Annotated in this window: 13 protein-coding genes and 1 tRNA gene; 1 reads left to right on the top strand and 13 read right to left on the bottom strand. The window is 72.6% G+C overall.

The genetic code is table 11. The annotated features are described in order from the left end of the window. Nucleotides 1-37: 37 nt before the first annotated feature. The 13 genes from HPT28_RS05370 to HPT28_RS05310 all read right to left on the bottom strand — a co-directional run bounded on the left by HPT28_RS05370 (nt 38) and on the right by HPT28_RS05310 (nt 16483). Nucleotides 38-3205 carry an NACHT domain-containing NTPase gene (locus tag HPT28_RS05370; RefSeq protein ID WP_219089755.1) on the bottom strand — a complete coding sequence of 1056 codons (3168 nt, stop codon included), beginning with the start codon at nt 3203-3205 and terminating at the stop codon, nt 38-40. Nucleotides 3206-3350: 145 nt separating this feature from the next. Continuing rightward, on the bottom strand, nt 3351-4079 hold the full coding sequence (locus HPT28_RS27585; protein WP_308119088.1) for a response regulator transcription factor: 729 nt from the start codon (nt 4077-4079) through the stop codon (nt 3351-3353). A 120-nt stretch (nt 4080-4199) separates the two neighbouring features. Next, complete coding sequence (locus tag HPT28_RS05360) at nt 4200-5441, bottom strand: MFS transporter (protein ID WP_219089754.1); 1242 nt, start codon at nt 5439-5441, stop codon at nt 4200-4202. Between the two features lie 83 nt (nt 5442-5524). Beyond that, a complete protein-coding gene (locus HPT28_RS05355; RefSeq protein ID WP_219089753.1) occupies nt 5525-6052 on the bottom strand; it encodes a pyridoxamine 5'-phosphate oxidase family protein in 528 nt (175 codons plus the stop codon). Further along, nucleotides 6039-6638, bottom strand: coding sequence for a nitroreductase (locus tag HPT28_RS05350; protein WP_219089752.1), 600 nt, complete (start codon nt 6636-6638; stop codon nt 6039-6041). The genes HPT28_RS05355 and HPT28_RS05350 overlap by 14 nt, the downstream gene beginning before the upstream one ends. A gap of 64 nt (nt 6639-6702) precedes the next feature. Next, entirely contained in the window at nt 6703-9183 is a 2481-nt protein-coding gene (locus HPT28_RS05345; RefSeq protein ID WP_219089751.1) for a class I tRNA ligase family protein, read from the bottom strand. A 29-nt stretch (nt 9184-9212) separates the two neighbouring features. Further along, nucleotides 9213-11777, bottom strand: coding sequence for a C25 family cysteine peptidase (locus HPT28_RS05340; protein ID WP_219089750.1), 2565 nt, complete (start codon nt 11775-11777; stop codon nt 9213-9215). Next, nucleotides 11767-12033, bottom strand: a complete 267-nt coding sequence (locus HPT28_RS05335; protein ID WP_219089749.1) for a ferredoxin family protein — start codon at nt 12031-12033, stop codon at nt 11767-11769. The genes HPT28_RS05340 and HPT28_RS05335 overlap by 11 nt, the downstream gene beginning before the upstream one ends. Then, nucleotides 12030-12428: a Rieske 2Fe-2S domain-containing protein gene (locus HPT28_RS05330; protein WP_219089748.1), complete on the bottom strand. Its 399-nt coding sequence runs from the start codon at nt 12426-12428 to the stop codon at nt 12030-12032. Before HPT28_RS05330 ends, HPT28_RS05335 begins: the two co-directional genes overlap by 4 nt. Continuing rightward, nucleotides 12425-13753 carry a hypothetical protein gene (locus HPT28_RS05325; RefSeq protein ID WP_219089747.1) on the bottom strand — a complete coding sequence of 443 codons (1329 nt, stop codon included), beginning with the start codon at nt 13751-13753 and terminating at the stop codon, nt 12425-12427. Before HPT28_RS05325 ends, HPT28_RS05330 begins: the two co-directional genes overlap by 4 nt. Nucleotides 13754-13783: 30 nt before the next feature. After that, nucleotides 13784-14464: an iron-containing redox enzyme family protein gene (locus HPT28_RS05320; RefSeq protein ID WP_219089746.1), complete on the bottom strand. Its 681-nt coding sequence runs from the start codon at nt 14462-14464 to the stop codon at nt 13784-13786. A 65-nt stretch (nt 14465-14529) separates the two neighbouring features. Further along, nucleotides 14530-14615: transfer RNA gene (locus HPT28_RS05315), tRNA-Lys, on the bottom strand. A gap of 566 nt (nt 14616-15181) precedes the next feature. Further along, on the bottom strand, nt 15182-16483 hold the full coding sequence (locus tag HPT28_RS05310) for a choice-of-anchor B family protein (protein WP_219089745.1): 1302 nt from the start codon (nt 16481-16483) through the stop codon (nt 15182-15184). A gap of 464 nt (nt 16484-16947) precedes the next feature. Here HPT28_RS05310 and HPT28_RS05305 point away from each other — a divergent pair, with 464 nt between their 5' ends. Beyond that, nucleotides 16948-18648: a carbohydrate-binding module family 20 domain-containing protein gene (locus tag HPT28_RS05305; protein WP_219089744.1), complete on the top strand. Its 1701-nt coding sequence runs from the start codon at nt 16948-16950 to the stop codon at nt 18646-18648. The last annotated feature ends 34 nt before the right edge of the window (nt 18649-18682 follow it).

Raw genomic sequence — 18682 nt, 5'->3', positions numbered from 1 at the left:
GGCGGCTTCGCCGAAGCCTTCACGGCGAGGCCGACGGTCAGTAGCGGGGCGGCGGCTTGACGGACACGTCGACATGGCCCGGGTGCCCGGTGCCGCGAAGGTGTGCCACGTTGCTCAGACGGAGCCGACGGAGGCTGTGCAGCTCCTTGAGGTCAGCCAGGTCCAGCTTGTCCGCCGCATCTACTGACACCCGCTCCACCCGGGGGAACACCCTCGCGATCGCGGCCAGAGTCACCTCGGCTCCCTGACGGACCATGGCGCTGCGCACACCGGGGAAGAAGAGGCCGGCCTCGACCAGCAGGCTGACCGCTGCGCCGGACAGCGACACGTACTCCAGGCCGGGGACGGCGGCGACATGGCGCCAGTCGTCCACCCCGGTCGCCGGTTCGTGGCCGGCGTCCTCCAGGATGATCCGCCGCAGCCGCGGGAAGTTCTCGACGCCGCGCAGCTCCCGGCAGTGGGGGGCGAGGATCAGCGCGGTCGCGGGGCACCTCGGCGGCAGCAGCGCCATGGGTTCCCGGGCTTCGCGTAGGCCGATCTCCAGGTCCGGTACCTCCGCGAACGCGAGGAAGGCCTCCGGAGGGATCTGCCCAACCTGGTCGACGTGCAGGCGGCCGAGCGGGAGTCGGTGCAGGTGGTCCAGTTCGCTGATCCGGGGGCACCGGAACAGACGCAGTTCGTTCAGGGGGAGGACGCGGAGCGGCGAGAGATCCGAGACACCGGATTGCTGAACCGACAGGGAGCGGAGATTCGGCAGCTGGGCGACAGCGGACAGGTCCGTCGGGCCGATCAGGTTGAGCGTGCGCGTGCCGGGACCGCAGATCTCGGCCACGCGGTCCGCCAGCGGCTTCAGCACGTAGAGGTGCTCCCGCCCTCGCGCCAACGGAATCTGCGCGGGGACGGACAACCGGGCTAACGCATCCTGCGGAAGGTCCGGCAGGACCTGTTCCGCGAAGAGCGGGACGTCCACGTCCGGCCACGCCTGGGCGACGTGCCACTGGGCGGCCGGGGTGGCGCCTCGCGCGTAGCGGCGCAGGAGCGGGATGGGCGCGTCTCCGCCGAGGGCGGCCAGGGTGCGCACCACGGCGATCTGTTCCTCCTCGCCGAGCCCGTCCGGTCCGGGCAGCAGTTCCAGCACCACCGGGCCCACGGCCGCCAGCGACTCGGCTTCCCCCGCAGTGCGGGGCGGGAGGTACGCGGACGCCCGCTCCATCACCTCCCGGCGGACCTCCGGGTCGAGCTGGATCGCGTGTTCCAGGCAGGCCATGGCCAGCAGGTGCAGCCGGACGCGGTGCGGCTTCTCCTCGTCGCCACGCTCGACCAGGCCCGTCAGCAGGCGCTCGCGCTCCCGGGGCCGGCCGTGGGCGACGGCCATCCGGATGACGTCCTCGTACAGGTCCAGGTGCGCGTGACCGACCAGGAACGGGAGGTCGCGGCCGTCCACCGCCTCCCGTGCGCCGAGGTAGTCCTGAAAGGTCCGGTGGACGAAGTCCACCACGCCCTCGGCCGGTTCCCGCAGCAGCCCGGAGCGGACCAGCAGGTGACGGAAGACCATCGGCGCGTCGCCCTGCTCGGCGACCTGCGGCATCGACGGCAGCAACTGGTCGATCAGCTCCACGGCGTCCGTCTGCTCCATCTCGGACCGGCCGTTGCGGATCAGCCAGTAGGCCAGCTTCTGCAGCAGCACCGTCTGGGACTCGGTGTCCAGGATGAGACCGGCCCGTACGCGGCGCTCCTGGTCCCGCTGCTCCAGCAGCATGCGCAGCGCCGCGTCGTACACAGCTTGCCGACCGCGCGGCAGGTAGGCGTGGCGGACGCGGTGCAGCGCGCACAGCAGCCCGCACATCAGCGGGCTGGTGGCCAGCCGCGCCAGGTCGCCGCGGGTGCGGACGGTCTCCAGCAGGTCGTCGGCGTCGGCCGGGTCCGCTCCGGCCGCGTGATGCCAGCGCTCAACGAAGGTGGCGATGTCGGCACGGCCCATCGGGGCCAGGGACAGGTCCGAGAAGCCGTGCCGGGACAGCCAGCCCGCCGGAACGGCCGAGGGCCGGGAGGTCACCAGCCACAGGTTGGACGGAAAGGAGCGCACCAGCGACAGCAGCCAGCGGCGGGCCGTCTCCCGCTCGGCCTCCGGGACCTCGTCGATGCCGTCGAGCAGCAGCAGACCACGCCCGGCGAGCAGCACCCGTTCCGCCCAGCCCTCGGGCGGCGTGTGCGGGCACCGCACCGCGCTCAGGAGTTCGCCGGGGGTGGGCAGCTCCCGGCCGCCGCGGGTCAGACTGCGCATCGGCAGCACGAACGGCACGCGACCGAGGAGGGAGCCCAGGCCGTCCGGAGGACTGCCCTGGGCGGTGGTCACGGCGAGCCACTGCACCAGGGTGGTCTTGCCGGAACCGGCGGCCCCGCGGATCAGCACGCGCTCCCAGTCGCGGAGGGCCAGCTCGGCGCGCTGCGGCGGTCCCGGAGCCGCGACCTTCCCGTCGTCGGCGCCGTGCGCCGGGCCGGCCGGGGCGGTCTCGGTGGACCGGAGGCTGAGGTAGGCGTCGTCCAACGGCCACTCCTCCTCCAGGTCGAGGCCGAAGATGGTGAGCCGACCGTGCTGCTCGGCGACGTACCGGGCGTAGCGCTCCTCGAACGCGGTGTCCTCGGCGGAACGGTCCGCGACGCGTTCGGCCAGCAGGTCGACGCGGCGGATCAGGTGGGCCAACTGCCGGGTCTGCTCCACCAGCGTGCGGGCGACGAAGGGGGAGCGCTGGGTGAAGTGGTTCAGCAGGTGCAGGCAGGCGGTCTCCAGCAGCCGGTCATGAAGGAGTTCCGCGTCCCGGGAGAGCGCGGTGGGCCGTCCGGCGGAGCGCAGCAGCTTCCGGGCCAGCTCCCGGTGGCCCAGCCGCACGGCCTGGAGGTCGTCCATCTCCAGTTCGCCCAGTGTGCCCAGTGTCCCGGTCAGCGAGTGGGCGACCGCCGTCAGCTCGTCGGAGGGCAGTACGTCGTGCGGCCCGGCGGCGCGGGCGGCACGCCGCACCAGCTCGTCCGCGAGTAACCGGAGTTCGGAATCCCGCACCGCGGCGCCCGGGCCCCGGAAGGCGAGGAGCACGCCCAGCCGCACCGGCTGGTCGACGACGACCGGCTCATCCTTGCGCAGCAGCTTCCTGATCAGCGGCAGCAGCGCCGAAGAGGCGATCCGCAGCCCCGAGGTTCCAAGGTCCACAACGCCGAGCCTAGGTCAACGGGCCTGTTGCCGTGGGAGTTCGACCGGTGATCGGGTGTTCTCGTCCAGGCGCGCGGGACGTGGCGTCGCCACACCGGGCGTCCGCTCCCTCGTCAGGGTGTCACGACAACGGCGGATCCGGGGCCTACCCGCAGGCGGAGGGGGTGCGGGTGTCGCAGAGGCCGTCGCGGACGGCTCGGGTGACCGCCGAGGTGCGGTTGCTGCAGTCCAGCTTGGCCAGGATGTTGGACACCAGGCGCTTGGCGCCGTGCAGGGAGATGTGCAGGCGGCTGGCGATCTGCTGGTTGCTGAGTCCGTCGACGAGCAGCTCCAGCGCCTCGCGTTCCCGTGGCGTCATGCGCACGGCCGCGGGCTTGCCGGGTGTGGGGGAGGCCGTGTGCTGGGCCCGGTTGAGGAGGGCGTGGACGAGGTTGGCGGAGATGGGCACCTCGCCGCGCAGCATGCGGGCGATGGCGGTGCGCAGGGTGCTCTCGGACAGCTCGCCGGTGGAGAGGCAGCCACCCACGGGTATGCCGGCCAGCCGGCCCCACTCGGCCTGCCGTTCCTGGTCCACGAGGACGAGTACCTTGACGCCCTTCGCCGAGGCCAGAGCGAGTTCGGAGCGGGCGGCGTCGTCGATCTCGTGCAGCGTGACGATCAGGACGGTCGGGGCCTCGTCGCGTACCGCCTCCCGGGTCGCCTCCCTGGCGGTGACCGTGATGGCGGCGGAGCCGCGGACGGGACCGTGCCGCGGCATCCCGTTCAACAGGTGCTCCAACCGGTACCGCTCCAGGAGGTTCCGGATCACGATGAAGACTCCGGGGCGGGTCTCCGGTTCCGTGTCGGGCCGTGCTGAGTACGGATCGTGGGTCACGATCTCTCCCCCGTGCGGGTCCAGGCCAGCGATGAAAGCGAACGTTTTGCGTCATGCTCATGTTTCGCGCCAACCGCAATCATCCCTTGAGAGGGCGTGTGGTAAACGCGCGCGTCCGCTTTACGACACCGGGGAGTTCTTCCGGACGGGGATGCGTACCCGCCCCGTGACCAGGGCCGCTACGGCGACGGCCGTGACGGCGGCGCACAGCCACCAGTAGAGCGCGGGGGAGAGGTTGTCGCGGACGGCGAGGAACACGCTGCCGCCGATCAGGGCGCCGATGCTCTCGCCGGTGGCGAGGGTGATCTGCTTGCCGGTGAACGTCGCGACGAAGCTGCTGGAGGAGGCTTCGCCCGCTGCCGCGAACGCGCTGTCCACGGTCGGGGCGAAGAGGATCTCGCCCAGGGTGAAGACGGCGACGGCCACGTACAGGACGACGGGGTTGCCGCCGGAGAGGGCGAGGACGACGAAGGCCGCGGCGAACAGGGCGAGCCCGGTGAACAGCACCGTCATCAGGTCCAGGCCCCGGTCGAGCAGGCGGGCGACGCCCTTGGAGACCGGAACCTGGACCAGCACGATGAGGACCGCGCTCATCGTGAAGTAGCTGGCGACCTGGAGCTTCGAGTCGGAGGTGGAGAACAGGTAGATGGGCAGGGCCGAGTAGAGCTGCGCGTAGAGGAACCAGCCGATGGTGGAGGTCACCATGAGGCGGCGCAGGAACGGCGAGGTGCGCAGGAGGCCCCAGTGCTCCCGGAAGGAGAACCGGCGGCGGTCGTCCGGCTGGTAGCCCTCGTCCCCGCGGCGGGCGACGACGAGCATGACGAGCGCCGCCGCCAGGTACCCGGCGGCCAGGACGAGCAGCAGGCGGCGCGGTGCGGAGGTGTCCAGCAGCGCGGTGCCGATGAGCGGCCCGACGGAGGCCGCGAGGTTCAGCATCACGTTGAGCTTGGCGAAGGCCGTCACCTGGGAGCCGGTCCCGGAGGTCCACTCGGCGACGACGGACCGCACGATCAGCCCGTTCAGGCTCACTCCGGTGCCGCCGGCGGCGAGCAGCACGATGAGCGGGACGGCGGAGGAGGTCAGCGCGAGCAGCCCGAACGCGCCGCCGGACAGCAGGTTGGCGATCAGCAGCAGCCGGACGCCGGACCGCCCGGCGAGCCACGGGCTGAGCACGATGGAGCCCGCGCGTGAGGAGCAGGCGAACGCGAACAGGGCCAACCCGACGACGAGTCCCGGCTGTTGCAGGCCGTCCTTGAGCAGGACGGGCAGCACCGGGGCCAGGGCGAACCGGCTGGTGAAGGCGATGACGTACTGGAGGAGGAGCGGGCGCACCGCCCGTTCGGCCTCCCGCGCCGACCGCACGGGGGCAGAGCCGGGGGCGGTGGCAGACGCAGGGGCAGGGCCAGCGGCCGGGGCTATGGGGCCCTCGTCAGCGGTCTTCTCGGTCACGGCGCTCCGGGTGCCGCGGCCGGGGCCGGGCCCGCGGTGGGCCCGGTGCCCGGCCCGGAGGTCGACTCCGCGGCGGGTTCCGCGGTGAGGCGGGCGCGCCAGCGGGCGGCGATCTCGGCCTCGCTCGTGCCGTCGTCGTAGGCGGGCGAGATCAGCTCCCCGACCTCCTCGACCCGCACGAGCACGACGGACCGCACCTTCGCCGGGTCGGTGCCGCGCTGTTCGCGGAAGCGGCGGACCACGCGGTCGTACGTCTCGCCCTCGGTGTGCACGTGGCCCACGCCCCGGAACCGGTAGCCCTTGCGGCGGACCGGGTCGACGACGTTGATCTCCACCGCCGGGTTCACCGCGAGGTTGGCGACGGTGCCGGGGGAGTGGAGGTCGAGGAAGACGAGGTGCTCGCTGTCCCAGACCTCCGTCGTCCCCTTGGGGGAGAGGTTCGGCGTCCCGTCGGGGCGCACCGTGGCGACGAAGCCCAGCCCCTGGGCCGAGACGAGCCGTCGCATGTCCTCATTCAGTGTCATGGATCGCGAGCCTTCGTGACGGGAGCGTGTGCGAGGCCGGTTCGCGCCGGAACACCCGCAACCGGCCGTCCGGACTGACGGGTTGACGGCGGGGCATCGCCTTCCGGCGGGGATCGGGGGTGCCAATATACAGCCAGCCCAGGGCCCGTTCGCTGCCCTCGACGTCCAGGAGCCGGCGCATCGCCGCGGCGTCGGCGTGTGCTCCGGTGCGCCAGATGCTGCCGAAGCCGCGGGCGTGCAGCAGCAGCATCAGCGAGGTCGTCATGGCGGTGGTGGCGGCCAGCTGTTCCCACTCCGGGATGCGGGCGTGCGGCTGCGGGCAGAAGACGAGGCCGGCGAGCAGGGGCGCCCGCTCGACCTTGACGCGCATCGACTCCGCGTCCTTGCCGCTGCTCTCGGCCAGTGCCCGGCCGACCTCGGCCCGGTCCTCGCCGCCCACGAGCACCCAGCGCCACGGCCGCAGTTCGCCGTGGTCGGGGGCGCGCGAGGCGGCGCCCAGCAGATAGCCGAACTCCTGCGGGGTGGGGGCCGGTTGGCCGAGCACGTGCTCGCTGCGCCGCGTCAGCACGGCCGTCATCACGTCCATGGGGGTAGACCTTGCTCTCCTGAACGGGGGTGGGAAGGGGTGGGAGCGGGATGGGTCATGGTGATCAGGTTCGCGCGGCCGCGTCCGGCCGGCGCGAGGCCGGCGGGGACGTGCGGCCCTGCGCCTCCCGTGCCGCCTTCATGAACAGCCGCAGCTCGTGCGTGTCCTGCTCGGCCCGGGCGAGCCGCGCCCGCAGCTCCTGGCGAGCGACCGCGGCCCCGGCACCCGCCTCGTCCCCGCCCGCCGGGGCGGCGAGCTGGCCGAGCCGCTGGGCCAGGCGGCGGCGCGTCTGCATCAGGCGGCGCAGCCGCCGGCGGCCGTCGCGCCGCACCGCGCGGGCCGCGCCGTCGGGCAGCCACAGCCGCACGTCCCGGAACCCGGGCACGTGGACGGTGAAGCCCCGCTCGGGCCGGGACGCGGCAGGGCTCAGCGGGACGCCGCCGAGGTGCGGGAGCCACGCCGTGCCCAGCAGGCGGCGGACGGCCGGATCGGCGGCGTCGACGGCGACGGGCTCGCCCCGGGGGTAGCCGGTCACACCGTGGAGACGTTCGGCCTCGCGCGCCGCGCCGACGACGGCGGCCACGGCGTCCGCAAGCGCCGCGTCCACCTCCCAGACCGCCCCGGGACGGCACTCGGCCGCCCGCCGCAGCCGGTCGGCGGCGTCGGGCATGAACGGCTCGTAGACGGTGGCGACGTCGAGCAGGAGCGCCCGCGTGACGGCGGCGGCACCCGTCGTCGAGCGCAGCCGCAGATAGCGGCGCAGGACATGGGCGGCGAAGTGGGTGACGGCCTCCGTCGCCCGGTCGAAGCGGCGTGCGGTCAGGTGGCGGCGGACCTCGGCGCGGGCGTGCCGGGCCGCGCGCCGGCAGTGGTGCTCCACCGCGTCGGGCTCGCGGTCCGGTCCGGGGCCGGGTACCGGCCCGCCCGTCCCGGCGGCGACGAGCGCGGCCAGCTCGACGGCGGCGGAGCGCACGGCGGCCTGCGCGGTGAACAGCTCGGGCCGCAGCCGCACGTCCTCGGCCTCCCGGCAGGCGGACAGCAGCGCGGCGCGCAGCACGTCCCGCCCGTGTTCGGCGAGCCCGTCGGCCAGGGTCAGCACGTTGCCCCGGGACTTGCTCATCTTCCGGCCGTGCTCGTCCAGGACGAGCCCGTGCAGCCAGATCTCCTCCACCGGCGGCCGTCCCCGCACGAACGTGCCGACGGCCAGCAGCCGCACGAACCAGAAGAACAGGATGTCGCGCCCGGAGGTCATGAGGGAGGCGGGGACGGGCCGGCCGTCCGGGTCGGCGCCCTCCCGGGCGGTGACGGCCAGGGGCCAGTGCGCCGAGTTGAACCAGGTGTCGAAGACGTCGGTCTCCGGGCGCAGCGGCGTCCCGCAGTCCGGGCATACCGGGCAGTCCGGGCGGCCGGTGGCCTCCCGCGCCGCGCCCTCGGGCGGGGAGGGGGCCCAGCGGGGGCAGGCGTCGCACACGAGCGCCGGAATCGGCTGCCCCCAGGCGATCTGGCGGCTGACGCACCAGTCGCGGGCGGTGTCCAGCCAGTGCCGGGCCTCCCGCTCCACGGCCGCGGGACCGATGCGCAGCGTGCCGCTGTCCAGCGCCTCCCGCACCGGACCGAGCAGTTCGGGCAGTCTCAGGTACCACTGGTAGCCCCGGCGGGTGGTCAACTCCGTACCGCACAGGCCGCAGCTGACGACGCGTACCGGACGAGTGGTCCGCCGTAGCCGGAACCGGGCCACGGTCGCCTCGCGCAGCTCCTCCCGGGACAGCCCGGCCAGCCCGGTCAGCCCGTCCGGCTCGGGCGGGGTGCCGACGAGGGAGCGGCCCCCCGCGTCGAGCAGCTCGGGGCAGGGCAGGCCGTGGGCCTCCGCCAGCTCCCGGTCGGCCTCTCGCAGCGCGGGGACCACCAGCCGCGGCGCCTCGACGGGTGCCGCCAGCGCCGGGAGCTCCCACCTGAGGGTGGGCAGGGCCGCCGTGCCGCCGGAGGCCGGGTGCCCGGTGGGCACCGCCACCGCCACCGCGCCCCACAGCTCCTCGACGGCCGGCAGTTCCAGCACGTGCGGACGCCCCGCCAGCTTCAGGGCCAGCAGCGCCACCGGCACCCGGGCCTCGGCGGCCGACTGCTCGACGTCCGGCACCGTGCTGCGGCAGCTCGGGCACCAGGGCGAGATCCGGGCCTGCCGGTAGAGCAGCCCGGCCTCGCCCAGCCGCCGGAAGGTGCCGTCCACCAGCGTGCGGTAGTCCGGGTCGAGGGTGTGGAGTTCGGCGTCCCAGTCGCAGCCGAGGCCCAGCTCCCGCAACTGCCCGGAGATGAGGCCGCGGTGCTGCTCGGCCCAGGCCCGGACCCGCTCGTCCGGGGGGAGTTCGGGACGGAAGCCGGTGGCCCTGCGGACGGCGGCGTAGGTGCCCAGGCCCGCGTGGTCCGTCCCCGGCGCGTACAGCACCTCGGTGCCGTCCAGCCGGAGCGAGCGCACGAGGGCGTCCTGCACCGCCATCGTCAGCGCGTGACCCACGTGCAGGGTCCCGGTGACGTTCGGCGGGGGCATCGGGACGACCCGCCGCCGTCCGCGGGCCGTCACCGCTCGCGCCCGCGGACGACGCTGCTGACCACCGTCCCGGAGGGCGGCCACACCGGCGGCACGGCGGAGTCGCCTTCCGCCTCCGGCGCCGTCGCGTCCTCGTCCGCCGGCCGGGTCCACAGGTTGCGCTGGAACATGGCCACGTCCAGGTTGGAGACGAGGAAGCCGCGCAGGAACTCCATGTGGGCCGGAACGCCCTCGGGGAGCTTCAGCGTGAACCAGAACTCGCGGCTGGAGCGTGGCGGAACCGCGACCTCCCGCACGCCCGGAGTGACGGTCACCCCGTGCTGGTCGGCCTGGTAGAGCCGCATGCCCACGGCCCCGTACAGCGGGGCGTCCGCGTCGTTGGTCACCCGGACGCCCTGCCGGTGCTCGCCGCCCCGACGGGCGGTGTCCGCACCCAGCACCACCGGGGGCGACACCGCGCCGGGCACGTCCCAGATGTTGCCGCAGCTGGCGCACAGCGCGAACTCGCGGCTGGCCTGCGGGTGGTGGTCGTTGCGGTACTCGCGCAGCACCACCCGTGCCGCGCAGTAGGGGCAGGTGGTGGGCGGCAGGTGGCGGGCGACGTGGAAGTTCCCGTCGGCCGACTCGCACTGTTCCAGCCACACGAACGCCCCGGCCGCGATCCGGTCCAGCAGGTGCGTGCACAGGGCCTCGTCGAGCCGCGAGAGGCCCGAGCGCAGCTCGTCGGCCGCCGCGTCCGCCTCCCGCAGCGCCAGCGGCGCCGTCCGGGCCTCGGCCCGCCGCCGCGACAGGGCCGTGGCCTTCGACCGCAGCTCCTGCTCGGCGTTGTCGAAGCCGCCGAGGTAGCCGCGCAGCAGCCGCCGGTAGGCGGAGGCGTTGCCCAGCGTCCGCGCGACGTCGTCGCTCAGCTCCCGGTGGGGGCGGCCGGGGTCGACGCGCAGCGCCAGCCGCCGCAACCGCAGCGCCTTCCAGGAGAAGACGAAGAGGCGCACGCCCCCGTCCTCCTCCCGCACCAGCGCCGTGCGCAGGTCCACCTCGTCGCTCCCGCCGTCCGCCGCGGTGATCCCGGTGACCCGGACGGAGGGCGCCGGGCCCGGGTCGGGGAGGAGCACCTCCAGCAGCTCAGCGTCGACGCCGGAGAACTCCACCTCGATGCCCTCGCCCCCGCCCTCGGCACCGGGGCGCACGGCCACCTCGGCCGCGTCCGGGCCCGGCGGGAAGGGCCGGAACTCCGGGTCGCCCAGCAGCAGGTAGTCCGGCGCCTCGCGGCCCCACAGCGGAATGGCGTTGTTGAGCGTGCGCACGATCTCGCCCATGGGCCGCCCCGTGCGCACGAGCCGCTCGGCGAGGACGAGTTCCACGTTGTCGTCGCCGAACCGGGTGCGACGACTGCCCACGAGCGCCACGCCCTCACCCTCCTGGTACGTGAAGGGCAGCGTGAAGTGCTCGTCGAACGCACCGTCCCCGCCCAGCCGCATCACGTTGCAGCTGTTGAAGAAGGCGACCGGGGCGGACAGCGTGTGCGCGGGGAGCACCTCGCCGCCCTTGACGCAGTCGCCGTCGAGCACACACGCGGGCAGCCGGGTCTTGGGACCGGACGGCGCGGGCTGGAGGGAACGGCCGCACAGCGCGTCCGGCCCCAGGTGGAAGAGGTCCTCGCGGCTGTGCCCGGACAGGAACAGCGCGCTCACCTCGCCCACGGCCTCCAGATACCCGGCCGCCGAACGCTCCCGGTTGAGCAGGAAGCTGTCCGGGCCCACGTCCGGGTCCGCGTCCAGGCCGGTGAAGACGGCGGCGCTGGTCGGCGGCAGCGGGCCCGGCAGGGCCAGCCGGCGGCTGGTGACGGAGCTGAGCACCTGGAGCGAGGTGGCGGTGAGGAATCCCACGGGACGGGACGCCAGCTCCAGGCCGTCGGTCAGCCGGCCGGCCGCGTGGTACGAGCGGGACAGGGTGAGCGCGGGCAGGTCCTGGACGCCGATCTCGTCGTGGGGGAAGGCCAGCGTCAGGGTGCCCGGCCACCGCTCCGCCTCCCGCCGCGCCTGCGCGGCGTCGGGTACCCAGCGGAACGGCCGCCCGGTGCGCGCGGCGAGCAGCATCGCGGGCAGCGACCACTCGGGCGCGCCCCAGCCGAGCACCGCGCCGAGCTCGCCGTCCTCCGGCTCCAGGCCCAGGAGCGCGGCCGTCGCCTCCAACTGCCCCTCCGGCAGCGCGGCGAGCTGCTGGAGCCAGCCGTCGACCGTGGTGTGCACCGACCGGTGCGGGCCCGTCGCACAGGCGGTGAGATACCAGCGGACGGGGTGGAAGGAGTCCAGCGGCGCAGCCCAGCGGTGCCACAGCCGCTGGAAGTGCCGCCACAGGTCGAGCGTCTCGTCGTCCGCCCGGGCCAGGAAGTCGTGCATCGTGACCGCGCCCGGCGGGTCGGGCAGCGGCGAGTGGTGCGCCCGCAGGTAGGGCAGCGGGACGACGTCGGGCCGCCGGACGGCCAGCGCCACCATGGGGCCGTAGTCGTCCAGCGAGTCCGTGCGGAGCTGCGGGGCCCCGGCCGCGTCGGCGGGTGGCGTGCCGACGCGCGGCGGCTTCGGGCTACTCGTCATCGTCTCCGGCCTCCCCCCGGCCGAAGTAGTCGGCGTTGATCTTCGTGTACCGCTCCCACTCCTCGGGCACCTCGTCGTCCGGGTAGATGGCGTCCACCGGGCACACGGACGTGCAGGCGGCGCAGTCGACGCACACCTCGGGGTCGATGTAGAGCATCGGGGTGTCGGGCGTGCCCTCGATGCAGTCGACCGGGCACACGTCGATGCAGGCCCCGTCCTTGACTCCCTCACACGGCTGGGTGATGACGTACGTCATGCCGCACCTCCCGTCGGCCTGCTGATCGCCTCGTTGAACACGGTGACCTCACCGCCACGCACCTCGGTGCGGAACGTGCGCAGGTCGCGGCAGGCGGGCTCGTTGACCCGGGCTCCGGTGCGCACGTCGAACCGCACCCCGTGCCACGGGCAGCGCATCAGGGCGCCCTCCAGCTCGCCCCCGAGCAGCTCCACGCCCTGGTGGGTGCAGCGCGCCGCGGTCGCGTAGACCCGCTCGCCGTAGCGGAAGAGGAGCAGCGCGCGGCGGCCGATCGTCACCGGGTGCGGGGTGAACTCCGGGATGTCGGCGAGCGGCAGGGTGAGCGCGTCGGCGGACGCCTCGGCCGGGGCCGCGCCCCGCGCCTCCGCCGTCCTCGTCTCGGTGCGGTGGCTCATCGGCCCTCTCCCAGGATCGCCTTGCGGCGCGCGAGCTTGCCGCCGTCCTTGTCCTCGTAGCTGTCGAGCTTCACGCAGTACTTCTCGTCGAACCACAGGCCGCGGCGCCAGGTCGCCTCGGTCACGGCCTTCATCCACCAGCTGATCCGGATGACGATCGCCAGCTCCTTGGGGGTGAACTGGCCGTCGTCGTCGTGCGTGGCGCGGTTGATGCGGAAGTCGGCCAGCCCCTTCAGCCGCCGCGTGCCGCCGGGCAGGTCGACGTCGAAGACGAGTGGCGCCCGGGTCACGAACCGCACACCGTTGGCCCGGTGGCCGTTGTGGTGGGCGTCCTCCATCACCGCGATGTCCGGGTGCTGGAAGGCCTGTGCCTGGATCCGCTGGGCGGGGTCGGGGCTGTAGTTGCGCACCCGGCAGACCACGTTGTAGCGCATGCGCTGGCTGATGGCGTTCATGATCTGGTCGTGCTTGAGCCGCACGCCCCGGGAGGCCGGATCGAAGTCCTGCCGCACCGCCGTGTACGACATGACGTCGCTCATCGCGATGTCGTAGGGCGTCTCCAGCTTGTTGCCGCGGGCACAGGTGATGATGGAGTAGTCGGCGCCCAGCTCCGGCAGCGTCAGGGCGTACTCGGCGAGCGCCACCAGGATCTCCGCCGGGTTCGTCCCGCTGTCCATGACCTGCTCGGTGAAGGCGGTGAAGCGCTCCACGTGGCCGTCCCCCGGCGGCAGCCGGTGGCCCGTGCGGGCCTCCAGGTGCTGCTGGAGGCCCTCGGGCAGCTCGTCCGCCCGGATGTCCGCCTTCGGCAGGAACCACTCGCGCCGTTCCCACGTCGCCCCGTTGATGCGCATGCAGCGGATGCGGTCGCGCTCGATCCGCTTGCGCAGTGCCACCAGCGAGGCGGCCAGGTCGAACAGCGTCTCACCGGGGGCCAGGCCCGGGTCCGGCTCGGCGAGGATCTTCCGGTAGCCACGGCGCTTGGTGAGGAAGAACTCCTGTAGCAGACTGAAACTCAGGTCCGCCTGGTTGAGTTCGCTCACCGCGACCTTGCTGATCTGCCAGAGCCACAGCGTGGATACGAGAATCAACGACTCGTCGGTCCATTCGGCCACCGGTGCGCGCCGGCAGTCCGCGATCATTTCGACCGCTCCGTCGTTGTCGACGGACAGTTCACCGACGAAGAACTGCAGCGGCCGGGGCACGACCACCTGTTCCTGGAGTTTTCCGAGGAGCTCTTCGCGTTCGGTCTCGCTCAGTTCCTGCCAGCGGCGCCGGGCGATTTCGGTGGCCGGCGGGGCGTGATGTCCAACAGTGGGGGCGGACACGGTCCATCTCCTCCTACGCTCGCGTGGACGTCAGACTGCGGCGTGTACGTCGTCCCAGAAGCGCACGTGCCGGACGATCTGGTCCTTGGCGGCCTCGACCAGCTTCCGGTCCTTCTCGGACTGCGTCGCCACCGCGCCCCACAGCCCGCGGAAGTGCTCGACCTCCAGCTCCTCGTGCAGGTGGAAGAACTCCAGCGACTCGGTGACGCCGTACCGGTCCTGGAAGGCGTCCAGTGTGAGCCGGTTGCGCCGGGGTGCCACCAACTCCCGTCCGGCCAGGGCCGCGAGGGATTCCTGACCGGTGCGTTCGGGGGCCAGGTACAGCTCGGCGAAGTGGTTCTCGTACGCCGTGGTGACGGGCAGCGGCTCGATGGCCTGGGGGTTGTCCACACCGAGCACCTTGAGGAACTGCAGGGCCAGCCCGTGGTGGTCGCCCGTGACCTCCTCCTCGATGTGCTCGCTCAGCTCGCGGAGGATGTAGTCGGTGTCGTAAGTGCTCCCGAACGCCGGGCTCTTGGCGATGCACACCCCGAACCAGCGGTGAAAGGTGTTGCGCCAGAGGTAGTACTGCTGGAACACCCTGCTGACGTGCTCCAGCGGGAGCTCACCGGCGGTGAAGGCACTCCAGAACGCACTGTTCTCGAGTTCGCTGCCGACGGTGTCGGACAGCTCGGTGACGATCGAGTCGCTGGTGAATGCGGTGGCGCTCATGAATCCCCCTCGTGTGAAGGATTGTTAAGGTGCCTGAAGGTATTCGTCGGTCTCCGCGAATACGGTGCCGAGTGAGGGACTCGAACCCCCAAAGACCACGAACGGGTCCACCCGTGAAACACGGGCGCGTCTTCCTTTCCGCCACCTCGGCCGGCTGCGCGCGATGAAGATTATCCCGCTGGCTCATGCCCGCAGAAGTGGCCGAGAGGGGTAGCCGATCGGCTAGGGGTGTTTCGAAAGCAGCGTCATTCCCCGGGGGCGGGCTGGGGGCGTCTGGTGCGTGCGATCGCAGGCGGAGGGAGGGAGGAGGCTGGGGGCACCTCCCAGCGTCAGCCGGGGAACGGGTGCCAGATGTTCCCAGCCGGACGGGACTTTCGAAACACCCCCAGGCCCGGGCGAGGCGGCGGTGTGTACCGGGGCCGCAGTCGCGGGACCCACGGCTGTCGCCGCTCGTCCGAGCATCGGACGGTTCCTGTGCGCCGACCCGCCGTGCCGGCCCGCGTGACGGCGGACGCCGAGGCTGGCGGCGGGCCGGAGGGGAGGAGGGCGGCGGGAGTGAGCGCGGGGTCCACGTGGGGCGCGCTGCCTGGCCGGTCGGCGGCGCGCGGTACGTCGGGAAGATCTGGGGCCGTCCTCGCCTCCCGGCGGTGAGCCGGGGAGGGAGGGACGGCGGGCGGCGCGGGCACCCCGGCAGGATGCCCGCGCCGCCGCGGTGGGTCAACCGAGGCCGACGGTGGGCCGGAGCAGGAACAGGCCGTCGAAGCCGTGGACGGCCACGACGCCGTTCTCGAAGAACGGGTAGTTGCTCCAGGTGCCGTGGCCGAAGGCGGTCTTGTCGTCCATCGGCCAGGTGTCGAAGTACGCGATCTCGGTGAGCTTGCCGGAGTCCGCTTCCCCGGTGCTGAGGATGCTCAGCCCGGCGCGGTAGTTGGACTGGAACACGAGCCCGTCGCGGACGTACATGTTGTGGTCGATCGCGGCGGTGCGGTGGGTGTGCTTGCCCAGCAGCTGCGGCGCGGTGAGGTCGGAGACGTCCCAGATCAGCGTGCGGGTGTTCTCACCGTCGAAGTACTCGTCCAGCTCGTCGCCCATGAGGAAGTGCCGGGAGTCCTCGGTGAGCCAGCCCTGGTGGGTGTAGGCGGCGCCGTCGTAGCCGATGCGGGAGAGCATCACCGGGTCGGACTTGTCGGTGACGTCCATGATGGTGAAGGTGTCCTCGTTGGAGCTGAGGCAGACCTCGCGGCCGGTGAAGCGGGCGTCCGGGCCGTCGTAGGTGACGCACTGGGTGTCGTGCGTGTACCCGTCCTCGGCGGCGCACCCGGCGAAGCGGGGGGAGGCGGGCCGGCGGATGTCGACCATGTGCAGGCCGCCCGCGCACTCCTCGACGTCGGCCCGGGCCCCGACGGCGTAGGCGTAGCCGCTGTCCTCGTTGATCGCGATGTTGTGCGCGGAGCCGAAGCCGCGGTAGAGGGCGGTCTCGGTGAGGGTGACGGGGGCGTCGGCCGGGTCGATGTCGCGGAGCTGGGTGAGGTCGAGGACCTGCATGCCGTGCTCGCTGGACTCGGAGACGATGAAGGCGTGGTCGTCGTGGACCTTGATGTCACGCCATATGACGTCGACGGTGCCGGAGTTCGGCAGGTCGGCGAGGAAGACGGGCTTGGTCGCGTTGGTGACGTCGACGAACGCGGTGCCGCTGTCCCGGCCCGCGAGCACGTAGCGGCGCTCGGTGACCGGGTCGGTCCAGCCCCATACGTCGGAGCCCCGGCCGCCGCCGATCTCGTCCATCGGCAGGTAGGCCATGAGGTTGACGTTGTCGCAGGGGAAGTATCCGGCCTGGCCGCCGACGCACGGCTGGCGCGAGGTCGCGGGGTTGTCGGAGCTGGTGGGGAAGTCCGGGTCGAACTCCTCCGCCGGTGCGTCCTTGCCTTCGCCGGGGTGTCCGGGGTGCGCCGTGGCGGGCAGCGTTCCCAGGAGGAGCGCGGCCAGCACGGCCATGAGTACGACGGGAAGCCTCTTCATCGACGTCCTTCGTCTCGACGACTGTCGCGTCACGGGGTGGGCGACGCGGGCGGTAGCCCGCACCCTTACTAACTGACGTGAATGCGTCAAGAGTTGGGGTGCCGGCTCCGTCGCGTCGGACGCTGCGCGGGGGTGCGGAGGCGGCCCCGGCCCGGCGGGGGCGGGCGCGTGGGGCCCTGTCGGGCCCCCGTCACCACCGGGCCGGGGTTGAGGGGAAGGTAGCAGCCTGCAAGCGCTTGCAATAGCGGTTGCGGCCAGGTAACCGCTCTGTTTCCAGGGTTTGTCCAGAGTCTTGACCGCCGTGTCGGCGTCTTCTACGGTCTCTCGTCGGAAGAGCTTCCAGGTTCTTTCAGAGATTTTCAGTGGCTCCCCACCCCACGGGGCCGCCCCCTCATCAGCCTTACGGGCGCGGCGCGTGGCCTGCGAAGGCATCCGCAGCAGGCTCCCCTCAGGCAGGAGGAATCGTGGTCCGCAGCACCACGGCCGCCGCCCTCGCCCTCGTGGCGAGCGCCGCCGGCGCGCTCATAGCCCACTCACCCGCCCCGGCACAGGCCGCACCCCCGGGAACCAGGGACGTCACCGCGGTGATGTTCTCCTGGACGTTCGACTCCGTCGCCCGCGCGTGCACCGACACCCTCGGCCCCGCCGGATACGGCTACGTCCAGGTCTCGCCGCCCCAGGAGCACATCCGGGGCGAGGCGTGGTGGACGGCGTACCAGCCGGTCAGCTACAAGATCGCGGGACGTCTGGGCGACCGCGACCAGTTCCGCGCCATGGTGAACACGTGCCACGGCGCGGGCGTCAAGGTGATCGCCGACGCCGTCGTCAACCACATGTCCGCCGGCAGCGGTACCGGCACCGGCGGCTCGTCGTACACGAAGTACGACTACCCGGCGGCCCCCTACAGCGACGGGGACTTCAGCGACTGCCGCGACGACTCCATCGACTACGGCAACCGCTACCAGGTCCAGAACTGCGAACTCGTCGGCCTCGCGGACCTGCGGACCGGCAAGGAGTACGTGCGCCAGCGCATCGCCGACTACCTGAACGACCTGCTCTCCCTCGGCGTCGACGGCTTCCGTGTCGACGCCGTCAAGCACATCCCGGCCTCCGACCTCGAAGCCATCAAGTCCAAGCTCGACCAGCCGGACGTCTACTGGAAGCAGGAGGCCATCCACGGCGCCGGCGAGGCCGTCCAGCCCGACGAGTACCTCGGCACCGGCGACGTCCAGGAGTTCCGCTACGCCCGCGACCTCAAGCGCGTCTTCCGACACGAGAAGCTCGCCTATCTCAGCAACTACGGCGAGAGCTGGGGCTTCCTGAACTCCGGGCAGTCGGCCGTGTTCGTCACCAACCACGACACCGAGCGCGTCGGAGACACGCTCACCTACAAGGACGGCGCGGACTACACCCTGGCGCACGTCTTCATGCTCGCCTGGCCCTACGGCGCGCCCGACGTGCACTCCGGCTACACCTTCGACCACAAGGACGCCGGTCCGCCGAACGGCGGCACCGTGAACGCCTGCTACCAGGACGGCTGGAAGTGCCAGCACGCCTGGCCGGAGATCTCCGCCATGGTGGGCCTGCGCAACACGGCCCACGGCCAGCCGGTCACGAACTGGTGGGACAACGGCAACGACGCCATCGCCTTCGGCCGCGGCGACGTCGCCTACGTCGCGCTCAACCAAGAGGGCTCCTCGCTGACCCACACGTTCCAGACCTCGCTGCCCGGGGGCACGTACTGCGACGTGCAGAGCGGCAACCCCGTCACCGTGGACGGAGCGGGCCGGTTCACCGCGACGCTCGCGCCCGGCACCGCCCTCGCCCTGCACACCGGCGCCCGGGACTGCTCGGACGGCGGCACCGGCACCGACACCGGCGTCTCCCTCAACGTCGAGGCGACGACCCAGTGGGGCCAGAACATCCACGTCGCCGGGGACTGCTCCGCCCTCGGCGGCTGGGACACCGGCGCGGCCCCCGCACTCGACCCCGCCGCCTACCCGGTCTGGAAGCTCGACCTCGACCTGCCCGGTGGCACCACCTGCGCCTACAAGTACATCCGCAAGGACGAGAGCGGCGGCGTGACCTGGGAGAGCGGCTCCAACCGCTCCTTCACGGTTCCCGCGCACGGCCGCGTCAGTCTCAACGACACCTGGCGCGCCTGACCCCACAGACCGGCTGCCCGGCCCCGTCCACCGT

This window comes from Streptomyces sp. JJ38 (genome assembly GCF_019303475.1).
Taxonomy (GTDB): domain Bacteria; phylum Actinomycetota; class Actinomycetes; order Streptomycetales; family Streptomycetaceae; genus Streptomyces.
This window is presented reverse-complemented; position numbering and strand designations above follow the sequence as displayed.

What these genes read in the sequence shown, in the direction of transcription:
- HPT28_RS05345 (WP_219089751.1), bottom strand. Translation starts at nt 9,183, where the DNA reads ATGCCCCCGCCGAACGTCACCGGGACCCTGCACGTGGGTCACGCGCTG.
- HPT28_RS05340 (WP_219089750.1), bottom strand. Translation starts at nt 11,777, where the DNA reads ATGACGAGTAGCCCGAAGCCGCCGCGCGTCGGCACGCCACCCGCCGAC.
- HPT28_RS05350 (WP_219089752.1), bottom strand. Translation starts at nt 6,638, where the DNA reads ATGGACGTGATGACGGCCGTGCTGACGCGGCGCAGCGAGCACGTGCTC.
- HPT28_RS05355 (WP_219089753.1), bottom strand. Translation starts at nt 6,052, where the DNA reads ATGACACTGAATGAGGACATGCGACGGCTCGTCTCGGCCCAGGGGCTG.
- HPT28_RS05310 (WP_219089745.1), bottom strand. Translation starts at nt 16,483, where the DNA reads ATGAAGAGGCTTCCCGTCGTACTCATGGCCGTGCTGGCCGCGCTCCTC.
- HPT28_RS05330 (WP_219089748.1), bottom strand. Translation starts at nt 12,428, where the DNA reads ATGAGCCACCGCACCGAGACGAGGACGGCGGAGGCGCGGGGCGCGGCC.
- HPT28_RS05320 (WP_219089746.1), bottom strand. Translation starts at nt 14,464, where the DNA reads ATGAGCGCCACCGCATTCACCAGCGACTCGATCGTCACCGAGCTGTCC.
- HPT28_RS05335 (WP_219089749.1), bottom strand. Translation starts at nt 12,033, where the DNA reads ATGACGTACGTCATCACCCAGCCGTGTGAGGGAGTCAAGGACGGGGCC.